Origin of the sequence: Streptomyces roseoverticillatus (genome assembly GCF_000719265.1) — a bacterium.
Classification (GTDB): domain Bacteria; phylum Actinomycetota; class Actinomycetes; order Streptomycetales; family Streptomycetaceae; genus Streptomyces; species Streptomyces roseoverticillatus.
Window position 1 is genome coordinate 242,838 of sequence record NZ_JOFL01000011.1, and the last position, 19,635, is coordinate 262,472.

Sequence of the window (19,635 nt, forward strand, 5' to 3'; positions counted from 1 at the left end):
GACACTCTGCCGCGGTGCTGCGTATTCACTTCACGGACACGGACTTGCTCAACACCCGCGTGGCGACCGCGCCCGACCCCCGGTGGGAACTGGTGCTGAGTCTGCGGCACTTACGAAGACGTGTCGTGCCGCCGCGCTACGCCGCCTGGCACCGCGAGGTGCTCTCCCGGTTGTCGCACCCGCAGCCGCCGGAGGCCTACCGCGAGGTGGCCGTCGACCCGTACTGGGAGGACGTCCGCACGAGCGTCGACGGCGACCGCGCCCTGCGGATCCGGGCGCTCCTCGACGGCGGGGTCAACGGGCTGCTCCGCAGCTACGTGCCGATCATGCGATGGATGCCGCCCACGCTGCACGTGCGCAGCGCCGTGGACAGGGACTACGCCCTGCGCGGCAGGGGGCTGCTGCTCCAGCCGTCGTACTTCTGTTACGGCGTGGGGCACCTGCCCGAGGATCCGGACGCCCCGCCCGTCCTCGTGCACCCGGCGGCCCAGCCGCAGTCGGATCCCGCCGGTGACAAGGCGCTCGCCCGCCTCATGGGGGCCACCCGCGCCGGGATCCTCATCGCGGCCGGGACCGCCTGCACGGCCGGTGAACTGGCCCGCCGCGTGGGCGTGTCCGCGCCGACGGTGAGCCATCACCTGTCGGCCCTGCGGGACGCGGGCCTGCTCCGGACCGTGCCGCACGGCACCACCGCGTTGCATGTGCGGACCCGCACCGGGTCCGCGCTCGTGCATTCGAGCTGCGAGTGAGCTGCGCGTTTCGACGAGATTCGAAGGCGCTGTCCTTCTCCGCGCCGATTCGACAGGATGGCGCTCGAAAACGGAACGCTTCCTGCAAGCCGCCGAACGGCTGGACAGCCGAAACGGCTGGAACAGCCGAAAACAGGAGGGCTTTCGTATGCGATTCAAGCGTCTGGCCGTGGCCGGGGCGATCGCGATTGCGACCGCGGGTTCGGGCCTTCTGGCCACCTCACCGGCTTCCGCGTCGTCGACGGACCGGTTCGCGGAGAGCTGCTCGTCCGGCTACGCGTGCCTGTTCTACCACCAGAACTACACGGGTGCGATCTACAAGCAGTACAACAACGACCCGAACTACGGTAACAACCACTTCGTGACGAGCAGTTCGGTGCGTGGCGGTTCCGGTTCGGGCCTGGTCGTGCGGAACAACGCGGCGTCGGTCGACAACTGGGACTTCTACAACGCCATCACGATCTACTACAGCCCGAACTACACGGGCGTGCACCAGCGCATCGCGGCCGGCGGTCAGGCGAACCTGAATTCCGCGCTGCGGAACGACAACGCGTCCGGCAAATTCGGGTGATCGAGCTGCCGTCGCGCACCGTGTGCCCCGCCTGTCGTCATGGGCGGGGCGCCTTCGCTGTTGTTGCCTCCGTGGCGGGCGTTCTGCTGGCGGTCGCGGGCTGTTCGGGGTCGTCGTCCGGCGAGGAGGACGCTCCTCGGCCTTCCGCTTTTCCGGCGATGGAATCCGCCGCCTCCCGCTCCCTGCCCATCGACCCCTATCTCCTCGCCAATGACCAGGCCGACCGGCTCGACGCCGCCCAGCGCACCCTCGTCGAACGCTGCATGAACCGCTTCGGGGTCACCTACCGGCCGCCCGATCCCGGCACCCCCTTCCGGCCCGGGACCCGTACGCAGTACCGCTACGGCGTGACCGATCCCGCCGACGCCTCCCGCTACGGCTTCGCGCCGCCGGGCAGCCCGCGGACGCCGCCCCCGCCGCCCGAGGCGCTGCCGTCCCTCTCCGCCGAGGCGGGTGTCGTGCTGACCGGCACGGACGACCCGAAGGCCAAGCCGGGCAGCGGCGCGGCGAAGGGCGGACAGCGGGTGGGCGGGCGCACCGTCCCCGTCGGCGGCTGTCTGGGCGAGGCGCGGGCCGCGCTCCGTACGGACGGGGCCGGGGCCGGCGGCGATGCGCCGGTCGCCGACCGGATCAACGCCGGCAGCTTCGAGAAGGCGAAGCGCGACCCGCGCGTGGCCGGCGTCCTCGCCCGGTGGGCGGAGTGCATGAAGCAGCGCGGTTTCGCCTCGTACGGCGATCCGCTGCAGGCGAGCGGCGACCCCGCCTGGCGTACGCCCCAGCCGTCCGCGAAGGAGCGGGAGGCGGCGACGGCCGATGCGCGGTGCAAGAAGGAGCACAACGTGGTGGGCGTGTGGTTCACGGTCGACGCGGCGTACCAGCGGCAGGAGATCGAGCGGAACGCGAAGGAGCTCGCCGAGGTCAAGGCGGAGCTTGCCGCCCGGCAGGAGCGGGCCGGGGCCGCGCTGGGCGCGCTCCCGCCCAAGCCGTAGCCGTACCGGGCTGTTGTGACCGGGTGGCGGGGGCTGCCCCTCCCGCCACCCGGTTCCCCCTCCCTCTCACAGGAGCCCCGGAGGAAGCCTCAGCGGATGCCCCGGAGGAAGCCTCAGTGGAAATAGACGACCTCAGTGGAAATAGACGACGTCGACCTGGCCGTCCGCCCGGTAGGAGAAGCCGGCTTCGCCGCTGCCCTCGCCCGGGGGCAGGGTGACGAAGTCGACGGCGTCCTGCAGGGAGGCGAACGTGCCCGCGTGGGACGTGCGCACCTCGCCTTCCTCGCTGGGGACGGCCTCGCCGGAAACGGCCATGAGAGAGCTCCTGTATCCGCAGAGTGACTCTGTGATTACCCACAGTAGTTGTTCGATCAGCGGAACGTAACCGCGTGCACGGGGCGCGCGGAGGCTCCCCGGGGGCGCGGGCAGCGCGTTGGTCAGGTCTGCGGAGAGGTTTGCGAAACATGTCCTGGTGTACACCGCATCCTGGGAGGGAGACGCACTAACGCCGGAGGAGACGGCCTCCAGAGGAGACGGGTGAAGCCATGCGGGTACTGGTCGCCGAGGACGAAGAGATACTTGCCGAGCTGGTCGCGACGGGCCTGCGCAGGGCCGGGTTCGCCGTGGACACCGTCTACAGCGGCGACGCGGCCATCGCCTACCTCTCGCTCCACGACTACGACGTCGTCGTCCTCGACCGCGACCTGCCGCGCGTGCACGGCGACGACGTCGCCCGGCACCTGGTCGCGGGCGGCTCCCGCACCCGCATCCTGATGCTGACCGCCGCCGGGTCGATGGAGGACCGGGTGGCCGGGCTGGACCTGGGCGCCGACGACTACCTGCCGAAGCCGTTCGAGTTCCCCGAACTGATCTCGCGGGTGCGCGCCCTGCGGCGGCGCAGCGCGCGGCCGGCCCCGCCGCTGCTGGAGAAGGCGGGCCTGCGGCTCGACACGGTGCGCCGGACCGCCGACCGGGAGGGGCGGGATCTCGACCTCTCGCCCAAGGAGTTCGCCATCCTGCAGCTGCTGCTGGAGGCGGACGGGGCGGTCGTCAGCGCGGAGGAGCTCCTGGAGCGCGCCTGGGACGCGCACGCCGACCCGTTCACCGGCGCGGTGCGCGTGGCCATGAGCAAGCTGCGCGGCAAGCTCGGGGAGCCGGCGCTGATCCGTACGGTGCAGGGCGTGGGGTACGCCCTGTGAATTCCGTGAGGGTGAAACCCGTGAGGCGGCCGTTCCTCACGGCCCGTACCCGTATCGCCGTGGCCTTCGGCGGGATCTTCCTGGTGCTCGGCGCGGGCCTCCTGCTCACCGTGAACCTGCTCTCGCGCGCCGGCACGCAGGAGCGGGCGACGACGATCGCGCGCAACGCCGTGCCCGTCGAACTCGTCCGGCCCGGGGAGCGGGTGAGCGCGTGGTCGGCGTACCGGATCTCCGGCGACGTCAGTGCCGCCGCCTCCCAGCAGCTGATCATGTGGTCGTTCGCGGCGCTGCTGGTGACGGCGCTGCTGGCGCTCGGGGTGGGCTGGTGGACGGCGGGCCGCTGCCTGCGCCCCGTCCAGGGCGCCTTCGAGAGCCAGCGCCGCTTCATCTCCAACGCCTCGCACGAGCTGCGGACGCCGCTCGCCGTGCAGCGCACGGCCATCCAGGTCGGGCTGGACGGGGACCCGTCCCCGGACGAGCTCGCCCACGTACGGACCACCCTCCTGGAGGCCAACCGCCGCTCCGAACGGCTCATAGACGGCCTCCTCCTGCTCGCCCGCAGCGACCGCGGGCTGGAGCGCCGAGACCCGCTCGACCTCGCCGACATCGTCTCCGAGGAGACCGCGGCGATCGCGGAGCGCGCGGAGCGGGCGGGGGTGCGGCTGTCCGTGCGCAGCGAACGGGCGCCGCTGCGCGGCAACCGCGTCCTGCTCGGGCAGCTCGCCGGGAACCTGCTGCGGAACGCGGTCGAGTACAACCACCGGGGCGGCGACGTCGACGTGATCGTCGAGCCGGGCCGGCTGGTGGTCCGCAACTCCGGCCCGGTCGTGGCCGCGGCGGACATTCCGGCTCTCTTCGAACCGTTCCGGCGCGGCCGGGGCAAGGAACGCCTCTCCGGCGGCACGGGCCTGGGCCTGTCCATCGTCCAGTCGATCGCCCGGGCCCACGGCGGCCGCGCGAGCGCCGCGCCGAACCGGGGCGGGGGGCTGCGGGTGACGGTGGAGATTCCGGCGCCGGGGCGGTAGCGATGCCCGCCCCGGCGCCGGCATCCGGGCTCAGCCCTCGACGATGCCCGCCGCCCTGGCCTCCTTCAGCCAGTCCGGGAACTCCACCATCAGCTCCGCGTAGAGCTGGGCGTCCGTGAGGGACTTCGGGTCGCGGCCCGCGTGGAAGAAGCCCGCGTTGTCCACGACGCGCTTCTCCGGGACCGGGAGGGCGTCCAGCTTCCGGAGGAAGTCGAAGCCCTTGCCCTCCGGGTCGCCGAAGGCGACGAACTGCCAGAAGATCGGCAGGTTCGCGCTCTCGCAGAGGGCCCGTTCCGCGGCCGACTTGCTGTACGGGCCGCCGTCCGTCTGGAAGATGACGAACGCCGGGGCGGTCGAGCCGGACTTCTTGTAGTGCTCGATCACCGCCTCCATCGCCCAGTGGTAGTTGGTGCGGCCCATGTGGCCCATGGAGGAGTGGAGTTCCTCGATGCGGCCCTCGTGGCTGCCGAGCTCGATCTCGGCCACGCCGTCGACGTCCGTCGAGAAGAAGACGACCGGAACCGTACCGTCGTCGTCCAGGTGGGCGGACAGGCCGAGGGCCTGCTCCGCGAGGTGCTGGACCGTGCCGTTCTTGTAGAACTCGCGCATGGAGCCGGAGCGGTCGAGAACGAGGTAGACCGCCGCGCGCTGCCCGGTCAGGCCCTGCTTCTCCAGGGAGGCGCCGGCCGCCTTGTAGAGGCTGATCAGGCCGGGGGCGCGGGTTTCCAGCTTTTGGAGGCTGATGGCGGGAGCGGGGGCGGCTGCCTGCGGGGCGGCGGGTGTGGGTGCGGGGGCCTGTGCGGGTGCGGGTGCCTGTGCCGGCGTGGCGGTTGATGCGGCTGTTTCCGCCGGTGCCGGTGGGGTGGTCTGTGCGGATGCGGGGGCCTGCGCGTGTGCGGTTGCGGAGGCAGGTGCGGGTGCGGCTGCTTGCGCGGCGGGCTGCGCGGCGGCCGGCGTGGCGGTCAGCCCGGGGGCTTCGTCGCGCGGCGGCATCGCGGGGGCCGGTTCCGGCGTCGGGCCCGGCGCGGGCTCCGGCTTGCGGACCGGGTCGGGGCCGGGGGCGGGCTCGGGCACCGGCTCGGGCTCGACCGGCGGGACGGGGTGGGGCTGCGGGATCGGCTTGGGCTTCGGCATCGGCGTCGGCTCAGGCTCGGGCTCCGGGCTCGGCTCCGGCGGGACGGGCCCGGGGCCGGGACGCGGGCCGGGGGTCGGCCCCGGCTGCGGCGTCGGCTCCAGCGGGCCCGGGTCGGGGATGCGGTCGTCGTCCGGATCGCCGGCGGCCGGCCTGCCGGTCACCGGCTCGTGGGCCGGCTCCGCCACGCGCGCGGAGCCCCCGCCACCCTGCTGCGGCGGCACCGGGGCGCGGACGGGCTCGGCAACGGTCTCCTCCGCGGGAGTGCGGGGCCGGGCCACGACCGGCTCGGTGCGCTGCTCAATACGCGGTTCAGTACGAGGTTCAGTACGCGGCTCGGTAGCGGATTCGCTCCGCGGCTCGGTGCGCGGTTCGGCGCGCGGCTCCGGGTCCGGCTCCTGGGCGGGCGCGGGCACGGACGGCGGCGCGCTCTGTACGCGCGGGCTCGCTTCGTCTCGCTCGGCCGTCGCTGTCCTGGACCGGCCGAACGCGTTCCGCAGCAGACTCCGAATGCCCATGTGGAGTAGTCCTTCACGTGTCTCGGGAGCTATGAAATGTCCGTGTTGCGGGTATACATCCCCCTGGGGGACGGTGACGTAAGGCTAGCCGCCCCCCTATTCCCCGCATGCTCAGACCCTCGCGAGGCACTCCCGGCCGCCCCACGCACGGGGGACGGGCCCTACGCCCACTTGGGGCCACGGAACTTCACGCTCCGTCAGACGGAGGCGCGGGCGGCGGCGAATTCCGGCCACAGGCCGGGCCACGCGTCAGGCCGTACGCCGAGCCACCCGCCGCGGCCGCCGCTCAGCGGTGCAACGGCCGTACGAACGCCTCCAGGGCGTCCCCGACGTCCCCCGCCGCGGGCAGCTGCAGCCTGCCCGCCGGCTGCCAGCCCCAGGACCGGCGGGCCGCCTCCGCCGCCGCGGCGCGCGCGTCCGCGGGGGAGAGGAGCAGTACCGCCAGCTCCGCGCCGCTGCCGGACAGCAGCCGGTCGTGCAGCCGCCGCCCGATGCCCCGGCGGCGCTCGTGGGGCGTCACCACCAGCTCGGCGACGGCGAAGACCCGGCCCGCCGTGGTCAGCTCCTCCAGCTGCCCGGGGACGGACCCGGCGAAGCCCTGCCACCGGGCGCTGTCGCGCGGCAGGGGGTAGCCGTACGCGCAGCCGACCGGCCGCCCGCCGGAGTCCGCGATCACCAGGTCGAAGCCCGGCCGCGCGGAGTGCTCGGCGAGCCGTTCCCGGAAACGGCTGCGGCTGTGGAAGGGCTCGACGTACGGTTCCCCGTGCCCGGGACCACCGTGGCCGTGCGGTTCCGCGGAAGCCGCGGCGCCGTGCGCCGCACCGTCGTACGCCGCGACGTGCAGGTCCGCGAGCTGGTCGCGGTACTGGTCGGCCTGCCAGCGGCTCAGCCTGCGAAGGAAGACGTCACCCATGCGCCCTTCTTGCCCAGCGGAACCCTCACCCACCCGCCGCGGGGGGCGGTTTCCGGCGCGATAACGGCGGGGGACCGGCAGGACACGCGGAGGCCAAGAGCAGGGTAAGAAATCGGTCCAGGGCAACCCTGTCCGCCCATTCCGGCCTCTTCATCGGTGAGTATCGCTTTACCGAACATGAGTACCCACCACGGGGGCAGGGAGTTGAGGGGCGCATGGGCCTGACCAGCAGGTCGCTCTTGTACACGGTGATCTTCGTCGCCGTGGTGTGTGTCGGTCTCACCCTCTGGCTCTGGCCGCGGCTTTCCGGGCGCGGTGTGCTGCCCCTGCTCGGCCGGCTCGGCGCGATCGTCGTCACCCAGCTGACGATCATGTCCTCGGTGCTGCTCGCGGTGAATTCCGCGAACAGTTTCTACGGCTCGTGGGGCGAGCTGATCGGCAAGTACGACCGCTCGCCGGGCGAGGTCACCCAGGTCACCGACAACGGCGGCGGGAGCACCACGCCGGTCGACGCGGGCAAGGGCGGGCTCGTACGGAACACGGGCACGGAGGGCCTCGACAAGACCGACATCCCGCAGGGGCCGAAGGACAAGGTCGGCACGGTCGAGTCGGTGCGGCTGGTCGCCCGCCGGGCCGGGGTCATGGAGCCGGCGTTCGTCTACCTCCCGCCGCAGTACTTCCAGGAGCAGTACAAGCGCCAGCGCTTCCCGGTCGTCATCGCCATCAGCGGCTACCCCGGCGGGATCACCAACCTCTCCCACTTCCTGAAGGTGCCGAAGACGGCGAGCGACCTGATCGGCGAGCGCAAGATGCAGCCGACCGTGATCGTGATGGTGCGGCCGACGATAGCCCCGCCGCGCGACACCGAGTGCGTGGACGTCCCCGGGGGGCCGCAGTCGGAGACGTACTTCACCAAGGACCTGCCGGAGGCGCTCAAGAGCGCCTACCGGGTCGGCCACGAGGCCAGCGCCTGGGGCGTCATGGGGTACTCCTCGGGCGGCACGTGCGCGCTCGAACTCGCGATGCGGCAGCCGGGCACGTTTCCGGTGGCGGGCGCCCTCTCCGCCGACTACAAGATCAAGAATGATCTGACCACGGGAAACCTCTTCGGTGACGGCGAGGAGGGCGAGAAGAACAAGCGCGAGCACGATCTGCTCTGGCGGCTGGAGCACCTGCCCGCGCCGCGCGTCTCGGTCCTCGTCACCAGCAGCAAGGAAGGCGAGAAGAACTTCAAGGAGACGGAGAAATTCCTCAAGGCCGTCAAGGAACCGATGACGGCGGCGAAGATCATTCTTCCGTCCGGGAGTCACAACTTCACGACGTGGCGGCGTGAGGTCGGGCCGACGCTGGAGTGGATGAGCAAGCAGATGACGTTCCCGCAGGACGTCAACAATTGACGTCGACGATCAAGGGGCTTCGGCCGGGGCTTCGGCGCCCTCGGCCTCGCCGCGCGGACCCTCGCCGCGCGGAGCCTCATCGCCCGGAGCCTCGCCGCGCGGAGCCCCGTCGTGCGGAGCCCCGTCGCCCGGGGCCTCGGCGTCCGCGGGCTGGTCGCCCGGCGTCCGGCCGCCCGGCGGCGGACCGCTCGGCGGGGCCTGGCCTTCCGGACCGGCCAGCTCCTCGCTGAGCCAGGCGAACGCGGCCGGGTACATCGAGATCCACGTGTGGTAGTTGTGCCCGCCCGCCGGCGCCAGCATCGTCCGCAGCCGGACACCGCTGCCGGCCGCGGCCTGCTCGAACTGTTCGATGAGGGACGGCGGACTGGAACGGTCCTGCCGCGACGTCGCCAGGAACAGCCCGACGCCCGCACCGTCCCCGGCCGGCTTCGCGTGGGCCACCAGCCACGTCGGGCTGTTGTGCTCCCGCAGGACCGGATCGGTCAGGGCGCCCTGCTCGCCGTTGAGCGGGTCCGGGTCGAGGGCCGCGCCCGCGCCGAAGACCCGCGGGTACTGCAGGGGCAGCTTCGCCGCGCAGTAGCCGCCGGTCGAGATGCCCAGCAGCCCCCACGACCGGGGGCCCTTCCCCGTACGGAAGTGCTGCCGGATCACCTCCGGGACGTCCGTGGAGAGCCACGTGGCGATCTTGTGGCCCGGGATGTCGGCGCAGTCCGTGTCCAGCCCGCCGGGGTTGATCACCGGCACGGCCAGGATGAACGGATGGGTCGTCCCCGCGCGCAGCAGCTTCGCGAAGGCCGCCGGCATGTGGCCCTGGTCCAGCCACGACTGCGGCGAACCGGGGATGCCGTGCAACAGGATCACCACGGGGAACGGCGTGCGGCGGAAGCGCGGCTCGTCGTACTGCGGCGGCGTCCACACCATCACCTGACCGGACAGCGCCGAACGGGGGCCCCGTACGTACGTCTGCTGTATCCCCGCGTCCCCGCGCAGGAAGCGGGCGCGGTCGGGCGGCGGCCCCGGCATCGCCACCGGCCCGCTGCCGCCCGCCCGGCCCAGCAGGTCGTCCCACGAGGCGTACAGCCCGTAACTCGTGTTGATCCACGCGGCCACCACGCAGATGGCCGTCACCTGGCACAGCCCGATCAGCAGCACGCGCGCGAGCCAGCGGGCGGGGGCCGGGCCGGGAATCCTCGACCAGAGGAGGAGGGCGGCCAGCACGGCGCCCGCCGTCGCCGCGGCCAGCGCGGCGAAGAACGCGGTTCCGGTGAGACTCATCGCTCCCATAGATATCCCATAGATACACGTTGGCTGGTTCGCTCTCCTCCCTTGACGCGGGTGTGCTGCATACGCTCGACGCCGCGGGCGCGCCCGGTACCGGCTGCGGCCGCTGGATGCCCAGCCCTCCACACCGCGCGCAGGCGGTGAGCGGGGCCCATCGATTCGGAGGCGTGCCGTGGCCAAGCAGGACCGTGCGATCAGGACTCGACAGACCATCCTGGAGGCGGCCGCGGTGGTGTTCGACGAACGGGGCTACGACGCCGCCACGATCAACGAGATCCTCGCGCGGGCCGAGGTCACCAAGGGCGCGCTGTACTTCCACTTCCCCTCGAAAGAGGACCTCGCGCTCGCCGTCATCGACGCCCAGGCCGAGGCGACGTCCGCCCTCCTGGACCTGCCCGGCGGGTGCCGGATGCAGCGGCTCGTCGACCTCGGCATGGTCTTCGCCCACCAGCTGCTGGTCGACCCCGTGCTGCGGGGGAGCGTGCGGCTGACCATGGAGCACGGCTCCGCGGCGCTCCTCCACCGGAGCGGGCCGTTCACCGGGTGGATCGAGCTCCACACGCGGCTGCTGGCGGAGGGCAAGGAGCGGGGGGAAGTCTTACCGGACGTCGTGCCGGCGGAGGTCGCGGAGCTGATCGTGGGGGCGTTCGGGGGGATCAACGCGCTGTCGCAGTCGGTCTCCGACCGCGCCGACCTCGAACGCCGCGCGATCGTCCTCTACGAGCACCTCATGCCCTCCATCGCCGTCCCCGCCGTCCTGGCCCGCCTGGACATGGCCCCGGGCCGCGGCGCGAGGGCGCTGGCGCTGGCCACGCTGGAACCGGTGGGCGCGTAGCGCCTCCGGCGGGGTGCGGGGTGTTGCCGGTGCCCAGCGAGGGTTTGGGCGCCGGCCGCCCTCTTCCGTTGCGGCGGGGGTGTTTGGCCGGGCCGGTGGGAGGGTGGTGCTCCGGCCGCCCCCTTCCGCCGCGGCGGCGATGCGCCACGACGGCGCTGACCGGCGGTGCCGTACCGGCTGGGCCGGGGGTCGGCACCGCCGGTCGCGTCGGCGGGGGCCGCGCACCGTCGCGGCGGGAGCGGGCGCCTCAGGGCCGGCGTCCCGGACGGGTCAGGCCGGGTCCGGGGACATCGTCGGGACCTGCGCGCCGGAGAGGGTGGACAGGGCCACGTCCAGGAGCGCCGCGCGCCGCTGCTCCACCGTGCCGACCGTCGCCGCGCACGGCGTGAACGCCCCGAAGTGCACCGTGAGCACCGCGCTGGCGACCCGCATGCGACAGCCGAACTCCAGGTCACCCGCGTGCATGAGCCGCGAGATCGCGGTCACCCGGTCGCTCAGCTCCCGGCCGACGGCCAGGTCCCGCAGCGTCGCCTGGTTCTCCTGCAGGATGCGGTAGATCGGCATGGCCGAGGCGAGCGCGGCGCTGTACCGCCGCAACAGTTCCCGCTTCGTCTCCATCGTGGGCGGTTGTTCCTCCGCCCACGCGATGAGTTCGTCGACCGGCCTCCCCAGGTCCCTGGAGATCGCGCTGAGGATGTCCTCCTTCGTCTTGAAGTGGTAGTACAGCGCCGCCTTCGTGACGCCGAGCTCCTCGGCGATCTCCCGTAGCGACGTCTTTTCGTAACCACGTGAGACGAAGAGGTCCAGGGCCGTTTTCTGGATGCGCTCCCGGGTGTCGCTCCGGCGCGCCTGAGGGGTGCTGCCCATGGGTCTCTCCTGCCGTTGTCGTGTACCTGTCGCCTCCCGGGCAACCTACTTGACGCCCGGTCAGCTGGCAGTCCGCCTTCCCGTCTGCCCCAACTGGCCGCGCCGGCAGGCAAGTGGACGCGCCGGGCCGCCGCTGCACATGCCAGGGAGAGTGGAGATCATGCCGCAGAAAAGGTCCACGGCGGGTGCGCAGCGGCCGACCGCGACATCACCGACACGCAATACATACATTGTCGTGGTCAGAATGGTCGCGTGGTGGCCAAGTGGCCACAGGGGCAGCCGACATGGAGCGTGCAACGGCTGCGAACCTGTCACCTCGTGAGGCGTGCATCGCCACCCATTCCTTGACATACCCGCTTGACGCCCCCCAAGTCGAGCACGTCCTGTACGAGGCGATGGCGCATGCGGCCGCCTGGACCGCCGGCGTGACGCCTGACGGACGCCCTGACGGACGCGTTCGCGAACGGGGCTCGCGAACGGGGCTCGCGAACGCGCTCGCGGAACCGCTCACGGGCGCGCCCGCGGGCCCCCGTCCGGCCGCCGGTATCCATATCACTGCCCTCCCTATTTACATTTATCGGCCAGTCCTACGTGCTGCCGTCCCACTGGCTCGAATGAGTGAAAGCCCGGAACCTCCGAATAGGGGCGGAGTTATTCAGAACGCTTTCCCAGTGGGGGCGCTACACGATCGAAAGGCTTACGACGTGCTCAACAAGGTAATTGCCACAGCCGCCCTGACGGCGTCCGCGGTCGGCACCATGGCCGGCCCGGCGATGGCCATCGGAAACGATCAGGACGTCGCGAACGGCAACGCCGCGCACACCGGTTACGGCAACACGCACACCGGCGGTGTGGAAAGCCCGCAGATGAGCCTGATCCAGGGCACGCTGAACAAGCCGTGCCTCGGCATCGGCAAGATCGGTGTGCAGTCCGTGCTGGCGCTCCTCATCAACATCGGCATCCAGGACATCCCGATCCTCACGTCCCAGCAGCAGCAGCAGTGCACCGACAACTCCACGATCAGCGACGGGGACGACCCGCTGTCGCACATCCTCTCGGAGATCCCGATCATCTCGGGCAACGGCTCCGGCAACAAGAGCGAGGGCGGCCACGGCCACCACGGCTTCGGCGGCCACCCGGGCTTCGGCGGGCACTGAGCATCGCGGTAGTCGGACGGAATTCCCCCTGCGGCGGGTGTGCGGGCCCCGCGGCAGGGGGTTTTCCCATTTCCGGGGCCCCTTCCGGCTCCTGGGCCGAATGAGTGAAGGGCCGTATCCGGTAATAACCTCCGGCAAATTACCGAGTTAGGCAGGGAGCTCAGAGATCCCGTAATCGTCGAGCCAGAACGAGGAACCAAGCGTGATCAAGAAAGTAGTGGCCACGACCGCACTCGTGGCTTCCGCGGCCGGCGTGTCGGCGACCCCCGCGATGGCCGTCGGCGACCGCCAAGACGTTGCGAACGCCAACGGCGCGGGTCAGATGTACGGAAACACCTGGACGGGCGGCTACATGAGCCCGCAGATGGGTCTGATCAACGGCTCGCTGAACAAGCCGTGCATCGGCATCGGAAAGCTCGGCGCCCAGTCCCTGCTCAGCGCGATCAACATCGGCCTTCAGGACATCCCGATCCTCTCCTCGCAGCAGCAGCAGTCCTGCACGGAGAACTCCACGATCAGCGACGGGGACGACCCGCTGTCGCACATCCTGGACGAGATCCCGATCATCTCGGGCAACGGTTCCTGGAACGACCGCGACGAGCACCACCACCACCACGGGCACCACCACGGCGGCTTCGGTCACCACGACCGTGACGACGACGACCACCGCGGCGGCCACGGCGACGACGACTGGCACCACGGGCACGGCCACTGACGGCACGACCCCCCACACCACGGACGCCCCCGGTTTCCCCGGGGGCGTCCGTGCAGGTGCGCTCGGTCAGCGCACCCCCGCATGCAGCCACGCCACCTTGTCGTACAACTCGTCCGCCGTCAGCGAGCACAGCATCCGGTTGCGGGCCCGGGCCGCCTCCCCCACCGGGTGGTACAGCTGCCTGCCCATCTCGCGCGCCACCAGCTGCGTCCGCGCCGTGCGCTCGCTGCGCGCCGCGTTGTACTTCTCCAGCCGCCGCTCCAGAGCCGGCTCGCCCGGCTCCGCGCCGCGCAGCAGCTCGCCCAGCAGCACCGCGTCCTCCAGTGCCATGCACGCGCCCTGCGCCGCGTACTGCAGCATGGGGTGCGCGGCGTCGCCCAGCAGCGTCACCCGGCCGTCCGTCCAGCCCGTCACCGGGTCGCGGTCGCACAGCACCCACGCCCGCCAGCCCTTGCCGAGCTCCAGCAGCCGCCGCGCGGCGTGCCCCAGCTCCGGGAACTCGGCGACGACCGCTTCGGCCGGCACCGGCAGCCCCGCCACCGCCTCGGAAGCGGCGTCGTCGCGGGTCGCCGCCAGGTTCAGGCACTTGCCGCCCGCGATGGGGTAGTGCACGAAGTGCCACTTGGGGCCGGCCCACAGCGTGACGCTGTTCCAGCGCAGCTCCCGCGGCACCTGGTCCATGGGGATCACCGAGCGGTAGATGGTGTGCCCCGACACGCGCGGGTCGCCGTCGCCGACGAGCTGGCGGCGCACGGCCGAGCGGATGCCGTCCGCGCCGACCAGCACGTCGCCGTGGAAGGCGCGGCCGGTGCACGTGACGGCGGTGACGCCGCCGGAGCCGCCGTCCGCGCCCTCCCCGTTCTTGTCGGTCTGCTCGTAGCGCACCACGTAGTGACCGCCGAGGAGGGTGACGGCGGGGTGGGCGCGGCAGGCGTCGAGCAGCGCCTGGTAGAGGTCGCCGCGGTGCACGACGGCGTACGGATTGCCGAAGCGCTCCCGGTAGGCGCCGGTCAGCGGCATGCGGGCGATCCGCTCGCCCGTCGTGCCGTCCATGAACTGCAGTTCGTCGATCAGCACGGCCCGCGCGCGGACCGCGGCACCCACGCCGAGGCTGTCGAGGGCATGGAAGGCGTTTGGGCCGAGCTGGATGCCGGCCCCGACCTCGCCGAAGACGTCGCTGCGCTCCAGCACGGTCGCCCGGTGACCCTGCCGGGCGACGGACAGGGCGGCCGCGAGGCCGCCGATGCCGCCGCCGGCGATAAGGATGTTGGCCATGTCGTCTCTCGCAGTCCTCTCGCGCGGAGGGAGGGGGTGGTGGTCAAGGGGACGGTCGGACGGGTGGGACGAGTGGGTCGAATCGGACGGGTCGGATGGGTCGGATGGGTCGGACGGCAGAGGTCAGGCGGAGGTCAGGCGGAGGTCAGGCGGCGGTCTTGCGGTCCAGGACAAGGTCGTGGCCGACGACGTAGGACGCCTCGTCGGAGGCCAGCCACAGCACGGTGTCGGCGATCTCCTCGACCTTCGCGCCGCGGCCCAGCGGGCACGGGCTGATGGCGTTGATGCGGATGCCCTTGCCGATGTACTCGCGCGCGGCGGTCTGGGTGAGCGTGCTCACCGCCGCCTTCGACGCGGCGTACGCACCGAGCCCCGGCAGCATGCCCTGGCTGCCGATATTGCTGGCGGTGTTCACGATCACGCCGCCGCCGTTGCGCTCCATGTGGGCGATCTCGTGCTTCATGGAAAGCCAGACCCCGGTCAGGTTGGCGGCCAGGGTCTCGCCCCAGACGCTCTCGCAGATCTCCGCCACGGGCTGGTTCGGGCCGAGTTCGGTGACATTGTTGAAAGCGACGTCGATGCGGCCGTGCCGCTCGACGACGGCGGCCACGATGGCTTCCGCGTCGGACGCGCCGCCGTTCTCGCCGTGCTGGGTCACGTCGGCAATTCCGCAACTGGCGCTGCCGCCCAGTGCCTTGATCTCCTCAACGGTGTCGTGCAGCATTTCCGGGTGCCGGCCGGCGACCACGACGTCGGCCCCCTCGCGTGCGAAGGCGAAGGCGGCGGCGCGGCCGATTCCTTCTCCGCCCCCGGTGACCAGGACAACCTTGCCTGCGAATCGCTTGGACATTGCGTCTCCCCTGTTTCCGTCGCGGCACCGCGGCCGAGTCAACTTCCTTCAGCATCAGGGGAATCGGGGCCGGCCGGTTGCATATGCGTTTGACTTCGTCAGGTGCCGTCACGGCTGCCGCCATCTGACGAAGTAGCGGGAAGAGCTTCGACCGGGCGGGGAAATGCGGCGAAGACTTCGAGTGCCGGCCGGTTCCCGGTTCCTCCGCCGGACGGTTCCCCGGTTCCCGGTTCCTCCGGCGATTCGCCGCTGCCCGCAGGAGAACGCATGATCACGCTTTCGTGGACCCGTAAGGTCGATGACGCCGCCGACGCGCCGTGCACCACGCGCCAACGGCTGTGGCGCGTCCTGCTGCACAAGGCGGAGAATCCCGTCGGCTACGTGCCGGCGATCACCGAGTGCCGGATCCTGGAGCGCTACGAGGACGGGTTCCTGCGCGAGGCCCGGCGCGGCTCGCGGCTGCTCGTCCAGCGCGTCACACCCGACGAGGCGGCCGGGCGCATCACCTTCCGGCACGCGGACTCCTCCGACATCGCGGTGATCACCAACCAGATGGGCGAGGACGAGCACGGCAATCTCACGCTCACCCTCAGCATCAGCCTGACCGAGGCGCCCTCGTCGGCCGTGCTCCGCGAGAACGTGTACCTCCACGAGCTGGACGCCGACTTCGCCGCGACCCTCGACGCCATGACGACGGTGCTGCGGCAGCATGCGCTGCAGGGACTCGGAGATGAATGAGAGCGGGGCGCGGCGGCGGTACTCGCGGCGGCAGGTCGTCGCGGGGGCGGCGGCCGTGGGCGCGGGGGTGGCGCTGACGGGTCCCGTGGGGCGGGCGAGCGCCGACGGGGGCGCGGGCGCGGGTACGGGCGCGGGCACGGGTACGGGTACCGGTACGGGTACGGGTACGGGCGCGCCGGGCGCCTTCGGGCCGCTCACCGTCCGCCCCTCCGACCGGCGCTACGCCGACCTCGCCCGGGGCGCCAACCGCCGCTGGACCGGCACGCCCGACGCCGTACGCCTGGTGGGCTCGGCCGACCAGGTGCTCGCGGCCGTCCAGGAGGCGGTCGACACCGGCCGCAAGCCGGCCGTACGCAGCGGAGGGCACTGCTACGAGGACTTCGTGACCTCGGACGACGTGCGCCTCGTCATCGACACGAGCTTCCTGGACGCGGTCGGCTACGACCCGGCCCGGCGCGCCTTCTTCATCGAGCCCGGCGCACGGCTGGGGGACGTCTACCGCGCCCTGTACAAGGGCTGGGGCGTCACCGTGCCCGGCGGAACGTGCCCCACGGTGGGCGCGGGCGGGCACATCGTGGGCGGCGGCTACGGCGCGCTGTCGCGGCTGCACGGGCTCGTCGTGGACCACCTGTACGGGATCGAGGCCGTCGTCGTCGACGCGAACGGAACCGCCAGGAAGGTGCTCGCCACGCGGGAGGAGAACGACCCGCTGCGCGAGCTGCTGTGGGCGCACACGGGCGCGGGCGGCGGATCGCTCGGGGTCGTGACGCGGTACTGGATGCGCGCGCCGGGCGCGGGCGGGACCGATCCGGCGGGGCTGCTGCCGCAGCCGCCCTCCGAACTCCTCGTCTCCACGGTCTCGTGGCCGTGGGAGGGCATGACCGAGGCGGCGTTCTGCACGATCCTGCGGAATTACGGGCGGTGGTGCGAGCGCAACAGCGCGCCCGGATCCCCGTACGCGAGCCTGTTCAGCCAGCTGAAGCCGGCGCACCGGTCGGCGGGGTCGTTCTCCATGACGACGCAGATCGACGCGTCGGTGCCGGACGCGGCCGGGCTGCTCGACGCCTTCCTGGCCGAGGTCGGGCGGGGCGCGGGGATCGCCCACCGCGTGGACGACCGGCGGACGATCCCCTGGCTGCACGCCACCACGTCCTGGCCGGGCTTCACCGCGCCCGACACGACGATGCGGTTCAAGGCCAAGTCCGCGTACATGCGGAAGGGCTTTCCGGAGGAGCAGCTCAAGGCCTTCTACAGGCACCTGGCCCGGGACGACTTCTCCGGGCCGATGTCGCTGGTGATGATCAGCGCGTACGGGGGGCGGGTCAACGCGGTGTCCGCGGGGGACACCGCCGTGCCGCAGCGGGACTCCGTGATGAAGCTGCACTACGTGACCTTCTGGCAGGACGCGGCCGGCGACGCGCGGCACCTGGCCTGGATCCGTGAGTTCTACCAGGACGTCTACGCGGCGTCCGGCGGCGTGCCGAGGCCGGGGGACGTGACGGACGGGTGCTTCGTCAACTACGCGGACGCGGACCTGAACGAGGCGCGGTGGAACGGGTCCGGAGTGCCGTGGCACGAGCTGTATTTCAAGGGGAACTACCGCAGGCTGCAGGCCGCGAAGGCGCGGTGGGACCCGAGGGACGTGTTCCGGCACGGGCAGTCGGTACGGCTTCCGGGCCGGGGCTGAGCAAAGCTGACGAAGGTAGGCATTCATGTCATCCGGTTTCGCACCGGCTCCGGGAGGCGCGGCCGTGGACGCGGTCGCACGCACCGGACGCGGTTTCGCCCTGCTGGGCGCCGTGCAGGTCGTCCTGATCCTGGCCATCACGATGCTGTCGCCGGCGCTGCCGGCGATCCAGCGCGACCTCGGGTTGTCCGGTGCGCAGCTGACGCTGGTCAGCGCGGCGTACGGGCTGTCGTTCAGCGGCCTGCTGATGCTGGGCGGGCGGCTCGGGGACCTGCTCGGGCGGCGGCGGGCGCTGGTGGCGGGGGCCGCGGTCTTCGGTCTCGCGTCGGCCGCGGCGGGGCTCGGGCCCGGGTTCGCGTTCCTGCTCGGGGGCCGCTTCGTACAGGGCATCGGGGCGGCGCTGGCGGCGCCCGCGGCGATGTCCCTCGTCCGCTCCCTCTACCCCGACGAGGCCCGGCACGCGCGGGCGCTCGCGGTGTGGGGCGGGCTGGCCGGGTTCGGGGCGACGGCGGGGATGCTGCTGTCCGGCACGATCTCGACGTGGGTGTCGTGGCGGTGGGCGTTCGTGGTGCCGGTGGCGGTGTCGCTGGTCGCCGTGGTCGCGGCGCGGCGGCTGCTGCCGGCGGGGCCCGCACCGGTGCGGGTGAAGCTGGACGTGCCCGGTGCGGTGCTGGTCACCGCCGGGCTGACCGTCATGAGCTACGGGCTCGTGCAGGCGGGCGAGCGGCCCTGGGGCGCGGGCGTCGTGTGGGGGCCGGTCGTGGCCGGAGTGCTGCTGCTGCTGGCCGCGTTCGCGGTGGTGGAGCTGAAGGTGGCGGACCCGCTGGTGCCGCTCGGGTTCCTGGCGCGGCGGCACCGGGCCACGGCGCTGTGGGCCGTCTTCATCGGCTCCGCCGGAATGTCCACGATCTTCTTCCTGCTGTCCCTGTACTTCCAGGACGTGCGGGACGCGTCTCCGCTGCTCACGTCGGCGGCGTTCCTGCCGTTCAGCGCTGCCCAGGTCGTCACGGGCATGCTCGCCGGACGGCTGATCGGGCGGTTCGGCGGGCGCGCGGTCATGGTGGGCGGGCTGGTGGTCGCGGCCGGCGGGCTCGTGCTGATCGGGCAGCTGGGGGCGTCCAGCCCGTACGCGGGGGCCATGCTGGCCGGCCTGATCGTCTTCCCGGTCGGGATCGCGTGCGTGTTCTCCGGGTCGACCGTCGTCGCCCTGGAGGACGTCGAGGACTCGCGGGCGGGGCTCGCCGGCGGCGTCGTCAACACGGCGATGGAGGTCGGCCCGACCGTCGGCCTCGCCATCCTCGTCTCCCTCGCCACGGCCCACGCGACCGGCTTGCGGTCCGGGGGCGAGACCGCCGCCTCGGCCACGTCCGGCGGCTACGCCTTCGCCCTCCTCCTCGCGGCGGCGGCCTTCGCGGCGAGCGCGGTGGGGTCGGCGGTGGTGTTGCGGGGGCGACGGGCGGGCACGGACCGGACCGCGGTACGGGGCGCGTCGGCGCCTCATCCGCCGGCGGAGGTAGTGACGGGCGGCGCCGAGGGGGCGGGCACGCGGGTCGGCGGTTGAAGGGGCCTTGCCGCGGCGGGGGTTTGTTGCGCGGCAATGGTCCGGCGGTTGGAGGGGGCGGCCCCCTCCTTCCGCCGCGGCGGTGATCAGCCACTGTGGCGGTATCCGGCGGTGCCGTGCCGGCCTCAGCTCGTAGGGCACCGCCGGTCTCGCCGTCGTGGTGGGGCGCCGTTGCG

19 protein-coding genes are annotated in these 19,635 nt (G+C 72.3%); 12 read left to right on the forward strand and 7 right to left on the reverse strand.

Annotated features, from left to right (window positions below; translation table 11 throughout):
• Positions 1 to 14 precede the first annotated feature (14 nt).
• The 3 genes from IF61_RS0115285 (at position 15) to IF61_RS0115295 (ending at position 2,309) form a co-directional block, all read left to right on the forward strand.
• Positions 15 to 749, forward strand: a complete 735-nt coding sequence (locus tag IF61_RS0115285) for an ArsR/SmtB family transcription factor (RefSeq protein ID WP_157848608.1) — start codon at positions 15 to 17, stop codon at positions 747 to 749.
• A gap of 148 nt (positions 750 to 897) precedes the next feature.
• A complete protein-coding gene (locus IF61_RS0115290; RefSeq protein ID WP_030366934.1) occupies positions 898 to 1,320 on the forward strand; it encodes a peptidase inhibitor family I36 protein in 423 nt (140 codons plus the stop codon).
• A 158-nt stretch (positions 1,321 to 1,478) separates the two neighbouring features.
• On the forward strand, positions 1,479 to 2,309 hold the full coding sequence (locus tag IF61_RS0115295; RefSeq protein ID WP_052392707.1) for a hypothetical protein: 831 nt from the start codon (positions 1,479 to 1,481) through the stop codon (positions 2,307 to 2,309).
• A gap of 132 nt (positions 2,310 to 2,441) precedes the next feature.
• Here the strand turns inward: IF61_RS0115295 and IF61_RS35235 are convergent, their stop codons facing one another.
• On the reverse strand, positions 2,442 to 2,624 hold the full coding sequence (locus tag IF61_RS35235) for a hypothetical protein (RefSeq protein WP_030366936.1): 183 nt from the start codon (positions 2,622 to 2,624) through the stop codon (positions 2,442 to 2,444).
• 230 nt (positions 2,625 to 2,854) lie between these two features.
• On the opposite strand from IF61_RS35235, the gene IF61_RS0115305 reads away from it, so the two are divergent.
• Both IF61_RS0115305 and IF61_RS0115310 read left to right on the forward strand, forming a co-directional pair.
• Entirely contained in the window at positions 2,855 to 3,508 is a 654-nt protein-coding gene (locus IF61_RS0115305; protein WP_030366937.1) for a response regulator transcription factor, read from the forward strand.
• A gap of 20 nt (positions 3,509 to 3,528) precedes the next feature.
• Complete coding sequence (locus tag IF61_RS0115310; protein WP_342667994.1) at positions 3,529 to 4,533, forward strand: sensor histidine kinase; 1,005 nt, start codon at positions 3,529 to 3,531, stop codon at positions 4,531 to 4,533.
• A 30-nt stretch (positions 4,534 to 4,563) separates the two neighbouring features.
• On the opposite strand, the gene IF61_RS34180 is transcribed toward IF61_RS0115310, so the two are convergent.
• The gene (locus IF61_RS34180; protein ID WP_030366939.1) at positions 4,564 to 6,183 is read right to left on the reverse strand and encodes a vWA domain-containing protein; all 1,620 of its coding nucleotides are present in this window, start codon (positions 6,181 to 6,183) and stop codon (positions 4,564 to 4,566) included.
• Between the two features lie 286 nt (positions 6,184 to 6,469).
• Positions 6,470 to 7,096, reverse strand: coding sequence for a GNAT family N-acetyltransferase (locus tag IF61_RS0115320; protein WP_052392708.1), 627 nt, complete (start codon positions 7,094 to 7,096; stop codon positions 6,470 to 6,472).
• 215 nt (positions 7,097 to 7,311) lie between these two features.
• Here IF61_RS0115320 and IF61_RS0115325 point away from each other — a divergent pair, with 215 nt between their 5' ends.
• Positions 7,312 to 8,493 carry an alpha/beta hydrolase gene (locus IF61_RS0115325; RefSeq protein ID WP_030366941.1) on the forward strand — a complete coding sequence of 394 codons (1,182 nt, stop codon included), beginning with the start codon at positions 7,312 to 7,314 and terminating at the stop codon, positions 8,491 to 8,493.
• Positions 8,494 to 8,502: 9 nt separating this feature from the next.
• Here the strand turns inward: IF61_RS0115325 and IF61_RS0115330 are convergent, their stop codons facing one another.
• Complete coding sequence (locus tag IF61_RS0115330; RefSeq protein ID WP_211264886.1) at positions 8,503 to 9,768, reverse strand: alpha/beta hydrolase; 1,266 nt, start codon at positions 9,766 to 9,768, stop codon at positions 8,503 to 8,505.
• Positions 9,769 to 9,946: 178 nt separating this feature from the next.
• Between IF61_RS0115330 and IF61_RS0115335 the strand changes: the two genes are divergently transcribed.
• The gene (locus IF61_RS0115335; RefSeq protein WP_030366943.1) at positions 9,947 to 10,609 is read left to right on the forward strand and encodes a ScbR family autoregulator-binding transcription factor; all 663 of its coding nucleotides are present in this window, start codon (positions 9,947 to 9,949) and stop codon (positions 10,607 to 10,609) included.
• A gap of 270 nt (positions 10,610 to 10,879) precedes the next feature.
• Here IF61_RS0115335 and IF61_RS0115340 read toward each other — a convergent pair whose 3' ends face one another.
• Positions 10,880 to 11,476, reverse strand: a complete 597-nt coding sequence (locus tag IF61_RS0115340) for a TetR/AcrR family transcriptional regulator (protein ID WP_030366944.1) — start codon at positions 11,474 to 11,476, stop codon at positions 10,880 to 10,882.
• A gap of 704 nt (positions 11,477 to 12,180) precedes the next feature.
• Here IF61_RS0115340 and IF61_RS0115345 point away from each other — a divergent pair.
• Together IF61_RS0115345 and IF61_RS0115350 are read left to right on the forward strand one after the other, a co-directional pair.
• Positions 12,181 to 12,633, forward strand: coding sequence for a rodlin (locus IF61_RS0115345; protein ID WP_245684512.1), 453 nt, complete (start codon positions 12,181 to 12,183; stop codon positions 12,631 to 12,633).
• Between the two features lie 202 nt (positions 12,634 to 12,835).
• Entirely contained in the window at positions 12,836 to 13,348 is a 513-nt protein-coding gene (locus tag IF61_RS0115350) for a rodlin (protein ID WP_342667995.1), read from the forward strand.
• Between the two features lie 66 nt (positions 13,349 to 13,414).
• On the opposite strand, the gene IF61_RS0115355 is transcribed toward IF61_RS0115350, so the two are convergent.
• Together IF61_RS0115355 and IF61_RS0115360 are read right to left on the reverse strand one after the other, a co-directional pair.
• Positions 13,415 to 14,623, reverse strand: a complete 1,209-nt coding sequence (locus IF61_RS0115355) for a 3-hydroxybenzoate 6-monooxygenase (RefSeq protein WP_030366947.1) — start codon at positions 14,621 to 14,623, stop codon at positions 13,415 to 13,417.
• A gap of 145 nt (positions 14,624 to 14,768) precedes the next feature.
• Complete coding sequence (locus IF61_RS0115360) at positions 14,769 to 15,473, reverse strand: SDR family NAD(P)-dependent oxidoreductase (protein ID WP_030366948.1); 705 nt, start codon at positions 15,471 to 15,473, stop codon at positions 14,769 to 14,771.
• Between the two features lie 267 nt (positions 15,474 to 15,740).
• Between IF61_RS0115360 and IF61_RS33385 the strand changes: the two genes are divergently transcribed.
• The 3 genes from IF61_RS33385 (at position 15,741) to IF61_RS0115375 (ending at position 19,459) form a co-directional block, all read left to right on the forward strand.
• Positions 15,741 to 16,211, forward strand: coding sequence for an AtaL-like protein (locus tag IF61_RS33385; protein ID WP_052392709.1), 471 nt, complete (start codon positions 15,741 to 15,743; stop codon positions 16,209 to 16,211).
• Positions 16,204 to 17,898, forward strand: coding sequence for an FAD-binding oxidoreductase (locus IF61_RS0115370; protein ID WP_030366950.1), 1,695 nt, complete (start codon positions 16,204 to 16,206; stop codon positions 17,896 to 17,898). The genes IF61_RS33385 and IF61_RS0115370 overlap by 8 nt, the downstream gene beginning before the upstream one ends.
• A 64-nt stretch (positions 17,899 to 17,962) precedes the next feature.
• On the forward strand, positions 17,963 to 19,459 hold the full coding sequence (locus IF61_RS0115375; protein ID WP_245684513.1) for an MFS transporter: 1,497 nt from the start codon (positions 17,963 to 17,965) through the stop codon (positions 19,457 to 19,459).
• Positions 19,460 to 19,635 lie beyond the last annotated feature (176 nt).

Excerpts from the sequence above, each read along its gene's own strand:
- IF61_RS33385 (WP_052392709.1), top strand. The coding sequence starts at position 15,741 with ATGATCACGCTTTCGTGGACCCGTAAGGTCGATGACGCCGCCGACGCG.
- IF61_RS0115340 (WP_030366944.1), bottom strand. The coding sequence starts at position 11,476 with ATGGGCAGCACCCCTCAGGCGCGCCGGAGCGACACCCGGGAGCGCATC.
- IF61_RS0115355 (WP_030366947.1), bottom strand. The coding sequence starts at position 14,623 with ATGGCCAACATCCTTATCGCCGGCGGCGGCATCGGCGGCCTCGCGGCC.
- IF61_RS35235 (WP_030366936.1), bottom strand. The coding sequence starts at position 2,624 with ATGGCCGTTTCCGGCGAGGCCGTCCCCAGCGAGGAAGGCGAGGTGCGC.
- IF61_RS0115320 (WP_052392708.1), bottom strand. The coding sequence starts at position 7,096 with ATGGGTGACGTCTTCCTTCGCAGGCTGAGCCGCTGGCAGGCCGACCAG.
- IF61_RS0115370 (WP_030366950.1), top strand. The coding sequence starts at position 16,204 with ATGAATGAGAGCGGGGCGCGGCGGCGGTACTCGCGGCGGCAGGTCGTC.
- IF61_RS0115360 (WP_030366948.1), bottom strand. The coding sequence starts at position 15,473 with ATGTCCAAGCGATTCGCAGGCAAGGTTGTCCTGGTCACCGGGGGCGGA.
- IF61_RS0115305 (WP_030366937.1), top strand. The coding sequence starts at position 2,855 with ATGCGGGTACTGGTCGCCGAGGACGAAGAGATACTTGCCGAGCTGGTC.
- IF61_RS0115325 (WP_030366941.1), top strand. The coding sequence starts at position 7,312 with ATGGGCCTGACCAGCAGGTCGCTCTTGTACACGGTGATCTTCGTCGCC.
- IF61_RS0115290 (WP_030366934.1), top strand. The coding sequence starts at position 898 with ATGCGATTCAAGCGTCTGGCCGTGGCCGGGGCGATCGCGATTGCGACC.
- IF61_RS34180 (WP_030366939.1), bottom strand. The coding sequence starts at position 6,183 with ATGGGCATTCGGAGTCTGCTGCGGAACGCGTTCGGCCGGTCCAGGACA.
- IF61_RS0115330 (WP_211264886.1), bottom strand. The coding sequence starts at position 9,768 with ATGAGTCTCACCGGAACCGCGTTCTTCGCCGCGCTGGCCGCGGCGACG.
- IF61_RS0115295 (WP_052392707.1), top strand. The coding sequence starts at position 1,479 with ATGGAATCCGCCGCCTCCCGCTCCCTGCCCATCGACCCCTATCTCCTC.